This window comes from Alsobacter sp. SYSU BS001988 (assembly GCF_054796215.1).
In genome coordinates this window covers 149133-157586 of sequence record NZ_JBTAMK010000010.1, presented here as the reverse complement: position 1 = coordinate 157586, position 8454 = coordinate 149133, and the positions used below count along the sequence as shown (strand labels likewise).

The window sequence follows — 8454 nt, the reverse complement described above, 5'->3', positions numbered from 1 at the left end:
GCACGACCCCCAATCACCCTGGCGCGGGGTGGAGCAGCCCGGTAGCTCGTCAGGCTCATAACCTGAAGGTCACAGGTTCAAATCCTGTCCCCGCAACCAACCCTTCCCAAAACTCCCCGACGCCCCCCAGCGTCGGGGAGTTTTGCGTTCCGGGACAGGAATCGCGATACGCGGCCAGGGTCGCGGTCCGGTCGCCCTGCAGCACGGCGTCGAGCCCAGGCCGTCGGCGCGCGGCCGCACGCCCGCCGATGGAGCCATCGGACAGCGACGAGCGGGAGCCTCTCGGCCGCTCGTCGCGGATGTTCGGGCGTCGCCTGAGCCGCCCTGCTGATCAGGGGATCGGCTCGAACTTCAGTTCGCTCAGCGGCGTGACCTTGTCAGTCCGGGTCATCTTGAACTCCGTGTCCGGGCCGAGCCACTTGTTCCAGTTGGCGTTGAGGAAGCCGGAAGCCTCCAGCTTCTTCAGGGTGGCGTTGACCTTCGCCAGGAGCGCAGGCTCGTCCTTCTTCATGCCGACGCCGATCGGCTGGAACACCATCGGCTCCTGGATCATCTTGAGCTCGACGCCCTTGGTCTTGGATTCGTTGACCAGCTTCGTGATCGTCATGGTGTTGGCCACCATGCCGAGCGCCTTGTTCTGCTGCACGGCCATGAAGGCCGAGCCCGTGTCCTGGAAGGTGAGCGGCTCGGAGCCGTTCATCTTGATCGACATCTCGGAGGTCGAGCCCTTCGTCGAGGCGAGGCGCTTGCCCTTGAAGTCGGCCTTGGACGCGCCGGGATCGCTGGCCTTCACGGCGAGCATCTCCTTGGCGAGGTAGTAGGGATCGCTGAACTGGATCTGCTCGGCGCGGCTCAGCGTGTAGGCCAGGTTGGCGATGGTCAGGTCGACGCGCCCCAGCTTCACCTCGGGCACCCGCGCCTCGACGGAAAGCGGCGTGATCTTGGCCTCGACGCCCCAGTCCTTGGCGATGGCGGAGCAGAGGTCGACGTCGTGGCCGACCATCTCGCGGGTCTTGGTGTCCGGCGCTGCGAAGGGCGGCACGTCCGCGAAGGTGCCGCAGCGCAGCTCCTTGCGGGCCATGATGTCGGCGAGCTGGTCCGCGCTGGCGGGCGCGGCGAGCGCCAGGATCGCGGCGGCGCCTGTCAGAGCCGCGATGAGCGTTTTGTTCGACATGGATTCCCCTCCGGTTTGATGTCTGGTCAGTGGCGCAGGTCCGCCAGGAAACGCTTGGCGCGCTCGTGCTGCGGATTGCGGAAGAAGTCGTCCGGTTTCGCGACCTCGAGGATCCGGCCCGCGTCCATGAACCAGACGCGGTCGGCGACCTCCCGGGCGAAGCCCATCTCGTGGGTGACGCACATCATCGTCATGCCCTCCGACGCGAGGCCGCGCATGACGGCCAGCACTTCGCCGACCATCTCGGGGTCGAGCGCGCTGGTCGGCTCGTCGAACAGCATGGCGGGGGGCTCCATGGCGAGCGCGCGCGCGATGGCGACGCGCTGCTGCTGCCCGCCGGAGAGCTGCGCCGGGAAGGACTCGACCTTGTTGGCCAGGCCCACGCGGTCGAGCAGCCGCAGGGCGGTCTCGCGGGCGGCCTCGCGCGGCACGGCGTTGATCTTGACCGGCGACAGCATGACGTTGTCGAGCGCCGAGAGATGCGGGAACAGGTTGAAGCTCTGGAACACGAAGCCGATGCGGCTGCGCAGCCGGTTCAGCTCCTTGCCGCGCAGGCGCCCATGCACCTCCTGGCCGTCGAACCGGATGGACCCGGACTGGATCTCCTCCAGCCGGTTCACGGTGCGGATCAGGGTCGACTTGCCGGACCCGGACGGGCCGCACACCACCACCACCTCGCCGCGGGCGACGCCGGCGTTGATGTCGATCAGCGCCGGGACGGCCCCGTAGCGCTTCTGCACGTCGGAAAACGCGATCATGGGTGCGCCGTCCGGCGCGGCCTGGCTCTGGGTCATGGCTCCACCGTGGCGGCGGCTGCGTTGAGGGCGAGGGGCGCAGCCGGCAGGCCGGAGCGCCTGGCGACGATGCGGCGCTCCAGCAGGATGGCGGCGCGGGTCAGGCTCCAGCACACGGCGTAGTAGATGAGCGCCAGGATGAAGAAGACCTGGAAGGGCTTGGTCAGCAGCTGGTTGTTGATCTGGTTGGCCGCGAAGGTCAGCTCCGGCACGTTGATGACGTAGCCGAGCGTGGTTTCCTTGATGGCCGAGACGAACTGGCTGAGGATGCTGGGCAGGACGTTGAACAGCGCCTGCGGCAGGATGATGTAGAGCATGGCGCTGGCGCCGCCGTGGCCGAGCGCCTTGGCGGCTTCCATCTGCCCGCGGCCGAGCGCCACGATGCCGCCGCGCACGACCTCGCTCAGGAAGGCGCCCTCGTAGATCACCAGCGTCACCAGCATGGTGGCGAAGCCGGGGACGTTGTAGCCGGTGATGATCGGGACCATGAAATAGGTCCACAGGATCAGCATCAGCAGCGGCACGCCGCGCGCGATGAAGACGACCGCGGTGGCGGGCCAGTAGAGCAGCGGCGACTTCGACAGCCGCGCCAGCGCCAGCAGGATGCTGACCGGGAAAGCCAGCGCGATGCTGAGCGCGGACAGGATCAGCGTGGCCGCGAACCCGCCGAGCGGCCCGTTCGGGTACTGGCCGACCAGCAGCAGCAGCCAGTTGTCGCGGACGATGGCGATGATGTCCGTGATCATCGCTCACCGCCCCCCGGCGAGCGCGGCGCGGCGCATCAGGAGTTCGCCGGCGGCCATGATCATGAGCGAGCAGACCAGATAGGCCACCGTCGCGATCAGGTAGACCTCGAAGGTCCGGAAGCTGACGTTCTCGACCTCCTTCACCGCATGGGTGAGCTCGGCGACGCCGATCGCCATGGCGAGGCTGCTGTTCTTGAACAGCGAGACGCTGTGGTTGACCAGCGCCGGCAGCGCGTTGCGGACGGCCTGCGGCATCAGCACGTAGCGCAGCGCGCCGATGCGGCCATGGCCGAGCGCGCGGGCGGCTTCCTCCTGGCCGGTCGACACGGCGCGTAGCCCGGAACGCAGGTCCTCGCTGAAATAGGCGGCTTGGCACAGGCCGAGCCCGATGATGGCGAAGATCGACTCGGCGTTGTGGTCGTTGAGCCAGTACTGCGCCTGGTCCGGCAGCAGGCTCGATACCCCGAAATACCAGAGGATCAACTGCACCAGCGTGGGCACGTTGCGGTGGTAGGAGACATACGCGATGGCGGCGCCTTCCAGGATGCGCGAGGGCGCGAGCCGGATCGCCAGCAGGACCAGAGCCAGCGTCATCGCCAGGCACCAGGAGCCGATGGCGATGACGAAGGTCATCTCCAGCCCGTGGAGCAGCAGGCGGCCGTAGTCGGGGTTCAGCAGGATCGCGAGTGGATCGAACCCCTTCATGGCGCGTCAGCCCGCCTTGGCCGGCTTGGCGGTGGAGAGGCCGCCCGGGACCTGCAGGGTGGGGGTGATCTCCATGTGGCCGATGTTCACCGCGACGGGCGCGGCGATCGCGAACGCGATGGCGTCCGCGATGTCCCTGGCCTCCGGGAGCTCGTAGCCCTCGATGAAACGCTCGCGGATCTCGGGGCTGTCGCCATGCACATGGGCGAAGATGTCGGTGGCGACGCGGCCCGGGCAGATCTCGGTGACCCGGACCCGGCTGCCGAAGGCGTCGATCCGCAGCTGGCGGGAGAGCATGCTCACCGCAGCCTTGGTGGCGTGATAGGTCGAGTTGCCGCCGAAATTGTAAGCGCCCGCGATGGACGAGATGTTGACCACGTGGCCGCGGTCGCGCGCCACCATGCCGGGGACGACCAGTCGGGTGAGGTGGAGAACGGCGCGCAGGTTGACGTCGACGAGGAGGTCGATGTCCTCGGGGTCGGCGTCCAGGAACTTCTTGGGACGGTCGACGCCGGCGTTGTTCACCAGGATGTCGAACTGCGCCTTGTCGGTGAGCGCGACGAGGCCGGCCCGGTCGGACACGTCCATCACATGCGGGATGCAGCCGCAGGCGTCGGCGAGCTTGCGCAGCGCGTCGCCGCTGCGGGCGAGGGCGTGAACCTCGACGCCTTCGCCGCGGAGGCGCTCGACCACGGCGGCGCCGATCCCGGAAGAGGCTCCTGTGACGAGCGCCGTCTTGTAATCGGAGAAGGGCATGGCGGTCCTGCCTGTGTTGCGTGAACGTTAACGGGAAGGCGTCCGGCGACGCCAAGACCGTTTGTCTGTGGAGCGATAAGCGGCCCTTATGTCCCGGCTTCGCCGGCCATTACGGCGGAGACGGGGCGGATCGTCCCGCCGCCCGCCTCGATCTCGGCGCGGATCTCGCGCGCCAGCGCCACCGCGCCGGCCGTGTCGCCATGCAGCAGGATGCTCTGCGCGGGCGAGGGGATCACCAGCCCGTCATAGGTCTCGACCACGCCGTCCCGAAGCAGCCGGCGCACGCGCGCCAGCACGGCGTCCCGGTCGTGGATCACGGAGCCCGGCATCCGTCGGGGCACGAGCAGGCCCTGCGCGTCATAGGCGCGATCGGCCAGGAAGGTGATCGCCACCCGCAGCCCGCACGACGCGGCGGCGCCCTCGATGGCGCGGCTCGTGGACGACACGACGATCAGCGCCGGGTCGAACCGCGCGACGGCCTCCACCAGCGGGCGGGCCAGCGCCTCGTCCGCCGCCGCCATGTTGCCCAGGGCGCCATGGAAGCTCATGTGGGTCATGCGGGCGCCATTGGCGCGGGCGATCCCCGCCAGGGCCCCGAGCTGGTAGACGACCATGGCGGCGAGCTCGCTCGGGTCGATCTGCATGGGCCGGCGGCCGAAGCCCTGCCGGTCGGGAAACCCGATATGGGCCCCGATGTCGACGCCGCGCGCGGCGGCGGCCCGGACGGTCTGCTCCATGATGAGCGGGTCGCCGGCGTGGAACCCGCAGGCCAAGTTGGCCGAGGACACGACGTCGAGAAGCGCCTCGTCGTCGCCCATGCGCCAGGGCCCGAAGCCTTCGGCCAGATCCGCGTTGAGATCGATCGGCATGCGAGCCTCCTCAGTCCTGGGCCAGTGCGAAGAGAGGGTCGCCAAAGCCGACCAGCGCGCCGTCCTCGGCGAGCAGGGCGTCCACGACGCCGTCGGCCGGGGCGCATACGGGCGCGAGCAGGTCGCCGATGCGGATCTGGCCGAGCGTCTGCCCGGCGACCACGCGGTCCCCCACGGGCGCGAGCGGTTCATCGCGGAGCGGGTGGGCGGTCAGGAACGTTCCCGCAAGGGCTGCGCGAACGACGGCGTTGTCGCGCGACGCCACGCCGGCGGTCCGCTCCTCCAGATCGCGGGTTCGCGTCACCCCGCCGTCCGCCGAGCGTTCGAGCCGCAGGGCGCCTTCGGGCCCTTTCAGCACGAGCACGTCGATGTCCGCCGCCTCCACCCAGGCGGCAAGCTCCGCGACACGGTCGAAGATCGACGTCATCGGCCCGCGCTCCGGTTGCGGAACAGCCCGATGAGCCGGGCGATCTCGTCGAGCCAGCGTTCATTGACGGCGGCCGCTTCAAGCGCCTCGTCCCAGGTCGTTTCCACGAAGCGGACCGACGCGCCGATCGGGATCTGACCGAGGCGCCAGAGGTCGGCCTCGATCACGGTCGCGATCTTCGGGTAGCCGCCCGAGGGCTGGGCGTCGCGCATCTGGACGATGGGCTGGCCGCCATGCGGCACCTGGATCACGCCGGGCACGATGCCGTGCGAGCGTAGTTCGAGCGGGGCGGAGGGCAGCAGCTCCGGGCCGGACAGCCGGAAGCCATAGCGGTCGCTTTGCGGCGTGACCTTGTACGACCCGGACCAGAACGCGTCCCGCGAAGCTTCCGTGAAGCACTCATATTCGGCCGCCGGCAGCACGCGGATGGCCGCAAAGCCGTCGATGTCGCGCGCCATCGCGAGCCCGGGCGGCGCGATCCCGCAGAATACCGGATGCGCATCGCCGAGAGGCCCCACTGGCAGGACGTCCCCCGGCTTCAAGGCGCGCCCCTCATGTCCCCCGATGGCGCCGCGCAGCTGCGTGCTGCGCGACCCCAACGCGGTCGGCGTATCGACGCCTCCGGCGACGCACACATAGGCGCGGGCGCCGCGCCAGCGGCCCGGGCGCGGATGGTCGAGCCGCAGGCGCTGGCCGGCGCGCACCGGGGCGCTGGACCATGGCGGCAGCGGCGTTCCGTCCAGGGTGGCGGCGCAATCCGCCCCCGTCACGGCGAACGCCCCGTCGCCCAAAAAGCGCAGCTCGAACGGAAACAGCTGCGCCTCGATGGCCGCCGCGTTCCGATCGTTGCCCAGCAGGAGATTGCCGCAGACCAGCGCGAGCGGGTCCATCGCGCCGGCGAACCCGACGCCCCAGCGCAGCGCGCCCAGCCGTCCCAGATCCTGCACCGTGGCGAGCGGCGCGCCCGAGAGGATCTCGATCATCGGATCACCTTGGCGGGCCTGAAGATGATGCTGTCGCCCGGCTGCAGCAGGACGGGCGGGTCATGGGCGATGTCGAAGAACCGCATCGCGGTGGTCCCGATCGTGTTCCAGCCGCTGGGTCCGTCCGAGGCCGAGACGCCGGTCTGCGGACCCCCGATCGAGACCGCGCCGCCGGGGATCTTGAGTACCGGCGTCTTGCGCCGTGGCGTCGCGATGCGCGGGTCCATGCCGCCGAGATAGCAATAGCCGGGGTGGCTTCCCACCGCGTAGACCGGATAGGTCGGCGCGCTGTGGATGGCCACGATGTCGTCCACGCGCAGGCCCGTATGGGCCACCACGTCCCCGATGTGCGGCCCGCCGCCGCCGCCGTAGACGACAGGCAATTCGAGCACGCGGCCCCCGAGCGGGAGCGGCTCGACGACGGCCCAGCAGGCCACGAGCCGCTCCCGCAAGGGCGCAGTCGTGCGCGGCGGGCGCTCGAAAGTCACCATCAGATTGTTCATGCCCGGCACCGCCTCGCGCACCTCGGGCCAGGCCTCCGCCTCGCGCGCCAGCGCCCAGATCCTGCGCTGGGTCTCCAGCGTGGTGTCGCCGGGGGCCTCGAACAGCAGCGCGGTCACGCCGAGATGGCTGATGGTGGGCGTCCCGCTCATGCGGCTTCACCGCGCAGCAGGGCCTCGAGATGGTGGATGTCGACGCCGCCGGCCTGAACGCCCGAGTCGGCCAGGATGCGCCGGTGCAGCGGCAGGTTGGTCTTGACGCCCTCGATCCGCATCTCGGACAACGCGACACGCAGGCGCGCCAGCGCTTCGGCCCGCGTCGCCCCATGCACGATCAGCTTGCCGATCAGGCTGTCATAATAGGGCGGCACGGCCGCGCCCGCGCTTATATGCGTGTCGACGCGGACGCCCGGGCCGCCGGGAGCGTCGAAACGCGTGATGCGGCCGGGGGAGGGGGTGAAGGTCTCCGGATCCTCGGCGTTGATCCTGCACTCGAAGGCGTGCCCGCCGCAGGTCACGTCGGACTGTTGCAGGCTGAGCGGATGGCCCTGCGCGACCCGGACGCCCTCCGCCACGATGTCGACGCCGGAGGTCATCTCGGTGACGGGATGCTCGACCTGGACGCGGGTGTTCATCTCGATGAAGTAGAAGGCGCCGTCCTCGACCAGGAACTCGAAGGTGCCGACGCCCTGGTAGCCGATGCGCCGGCAGGCCTGCGCGCAGCGCTCGCCGACTTGGGCGACGAGATGGGCCGGCAGACCGGGCGCCGGGGCTTCCTCCAGCACCTTCTGGTGCCGGCGCTGCAGCGAACAATCCCGGCTCCCCAGCCAGATCGCGTGGCCCTGCGCGTCCGCGATGACCTGGATCTCCACGTGGCGCGGGCGGCCGAGTAACTTCTCGACATAGATCTGCGGGTTGTTGAAGGCCCGGCGGGCTTCCTCCCGGGTCAGGGCCAGCGCGTCCATGAGCGCGCTTTCGCGCTCCACGACGCGCATGCCGCGCCCGCCGCCGCCGCCAGCGGCCTTCAGGATCACCGGATAGCCGATGGAATCCGCGGCGGCCCGGATCGCGTCCGGGTCGTCCGGAAGGGCGGAGTCGGGACCCGGCACGCAGGGCACGCCCGCCTCGATCATGGCCCGCTTGGCCGCGACCTTGTCGCCCATGATGCGGATGCAGGCGGCGCTGGGGCCGATGAAGGCGAGGCCGGCGGCGGCGACCGCGTCGGCGAAGTCGGCGTTCTCGGACAGGAAGCCATAGCCCGGATGGATCGCCTCGGCCCCGGTGGCCTTGGCGGCCAGCAGGATGGCGGCCGCGTCGAGATAGCTGCGCGCCGCCTGGGCCGGCCCGATGCAGACCGCCGCGTCGGCGAAGCGAACGTGGGGCGCGTCGCGATCGGCCTCCGAATAGGCCGCGATCGTGCGAAGGCCCAGCGTCCGGCAGGCGCGCTGGATGCGAAGGGCGATCTCGCCGCGGTTGGCGATCAGGACGGAGCGGAACATC

General features: G+C 70.1%; 10 protein-coding genes and 1 tRNA gene. 1 reads left to right on the top strand and 10 read right to left on the bottom strand.

Features of this window, described 5'->3' with window-relative positions:
• Window positions 1-22: 22 nt before the first annotated feature.
• Window positions 23-99: transfer RNA gene (locus ACYVO7_RS18065), tRNA-Met, on the top strand.
• Between the two features lie 232 nt (window positions 100-331).
• Here ACYVO7_RS18065 and ACYVO7_RS18060 read toward each other — a convergent pair.
• The 10 genes from ACYVO7_RS18060 to accC all read right to left on the bottom strand — a co-directional run bounded on the left by ACYVO7_RS18060 (window position 332) and on the right by accC (window position 8453).
• Window positions 332-1174, bottom strand: a complete 843-nt coding sequence (locus tag ACYVO7_RS18060) for an ABC transporter substrate-binding protein (RefSeq protein ID WP_460451202.1) — start codon at window positions 1172-1174, stop codon at window positions 332-334.
• Between the two features lie 26 nt (window positions 1175-1200).
• Window positions 1201-1968 (bottom strand): amino acid ABC transporter ATP-binding protein, encoded by a 768-nt coding sequence (locus tag ACYVO7_RS18055; protein WP_460451201.1) that lies wholly within the window; start codon window positions 1966-1968, stop codon window positions 1201-1203.
• Window positions 1965-2714, bottom strand: coding sequence for an amino acid ABC transporter permease (locus tag ACYVO7_RS18050; protein ID WP_460451200.1), 750 nt, complete (start codon window positions 2712-2714; stop codon window positions 1965-1967). Before ACYVO7_RS18050 ends, ACYVO7_RS18055 begins: the two co-directional genes overlap by 4 nt.
• Before the next feature lie 3 nt (window positions 2715-2717).
• Window positions 2718-3419: an amino acid ABC transporter permease gene (locus ACYVO7_RS18045; protein ID WP_460451199.1), complete on the bottom strand. Its 702-nt coding sequence runs from the start codon at window positions 3417-3419 to the stop codon at window positions 2718-2720.
• Between the two features lie 6 nt (window positions 3420-3425).
• On the bottom strand, window positions 3426-4175 hold the full coding sequence (locus ACYVO7_RS18040; protein ID WP_460451198.1) for an SDR family oxidoreductase: 750 nt from the start codon (window positions 4173-4175) through the stop codon (window positions 3426-3428).
• A gap of 86 nt (window positions 4176-4261) precedes the next feature.
• Complete coding sequence (locus ACYVO7_RS18035) at window positions 4262-5044, bottom strand: LamB/YcsF family protein (protein ID WP_460451197.1); 783 nt, start codon at window positions 5042-5044, stop codon at window positions 4262-4264.
• A gap of 10 nt (window positions 5045-5054) precedes the next feature.
• A complete protein-coding gene (locus ACYVO7_RS18030; RefSeq protein WP_460451196.1) occupies window positions 5055-5471 on the bottom strand; it encodes an acetyl-CoA carboxylase biotin carboxyl carrier protein in 417 nt (138 codons plus the stop codon).
• Window positions 5468-6454, bottom strand: coding sequence for a 5-oxoprolinase subunit C family protein (locus ACYVO7_RS18025; protein ID WP_460451195.1), 987 nt, complete (start codon window positions 6452-6454; stop codon window positions 5468-5470). The genes ACYVO7_RS18030 and ACYVO7_RS18025 overlap by 4 nt, the downstream gene beginning before the upstream one ends.
• A complete protein-coding gene (gene pxpB / locus ACYVO7_RS18020) occupies window positions 6451-7107 on the bottom strand; it encodes a 5-oxoprolinase subunit PxpB (RefSeq protein WP_460451194.1) in 657 nt (218 codons plus the stop codon). Before pxpB ends, ACYVO7_RS18025 begins: the two co-directional genes overlap by 4 nt.
• The gene (gene accC / locus ACYVO7_RS18015; protein WP_460451193.1) at window positions 7104-8453 is read right to left on the bottom strand and encodes an acetyl-CoA carboxylase biotin carboxylase subunit; all 1350 of its coding nucleotides are present in this window, start codon (window positions 8451-8453) and stop codon (window positions 7104-7106) included. Before accC ends, pxpB begins: the two co-directional genes overlap by 4 nt.
• Window position 8454: the final 1 nt, after the last annotated feature.

What these genes read in the sequence shown, in the direction of transcription:
- ACYVO7_RS18060 (WP_460451202.1), bottom strand. Translation starts at nt 1,174, where the DNA reads ATGTCGAACAAAACGCTCATCGCGGCTCTGACAGGCGCCGCCGCGATC.
- ACYVO7_RS18055 (WP_460451201.1), bottom strand. Translation starts at nt 1,968, where the DNA reads ATGACCCAGAGCCAGGCCGCGCCGGACGGCGCACCCATGATCGCGTTT.
- ACYVO7_RS18050 (WP_460451200.1), bottom strand. Translation starts at nt 2,714, where the DNA reads ATGATCACGGACATCATCGCCATCGTCCGCGACAACTGGCTGCTGCTG.
- ACYVO7_RS18045 (WP_460451199.1), bottom strand. Translation starts at nt 3,419, where the DNA reads ATGAAGGGGTTCGATCCACTCGCGATCCTGCTGAACCCCGACTACGGC.
- ACYVO7_RS18040 (WP_460451198.1), bottom strand. Translation starts at nt 4,175, where the DNA reads ATGCCCTTCTCCGATTACAAGACGGCGCTCGTCACAGGAGCCTCTTCC.
- ACYVO7_RS18035 (WP_460451197.1), bottom strand. Translation starts at nt 5,044, where the DNA reads ATGCCGATCGATCTCAACGCGGATCTGGCCGAAGGCTTCGGGCCCTGG.
- ACYVO7_RS18030 (WP_460451196.1), bottom strand. Translation starts at nt 5,471, where the DNA reads ATGACGTCGATCTTCGACCGTGTCGCGGAGCTTGCCGCCTGGGTGGAG.
- ACYVO7_RS18025 (WP_460451195.1), bottom strand. Translation starts at nt 6,454, where the DNA reads ATGATCGAGATCCTCTCGGGCGCGCCGCTCGCCACGGTGCAGGATCTG.
- pxpB (WP_460451194.1), bottom strand. Translation starts at nt 7,107, where the DNA reads ATGAGCGGGACGCCCACCATCAGCCATCTCGGCGTGACCGCGCTGCTG.
- accC (WP_460451193.1), bottom strand. Translation starts at nt 8,453, where the DNA reads ATGTTCCGCTCCGTCCTGATCGCCAACCGCGGCGAGATCGCCCTTCGC.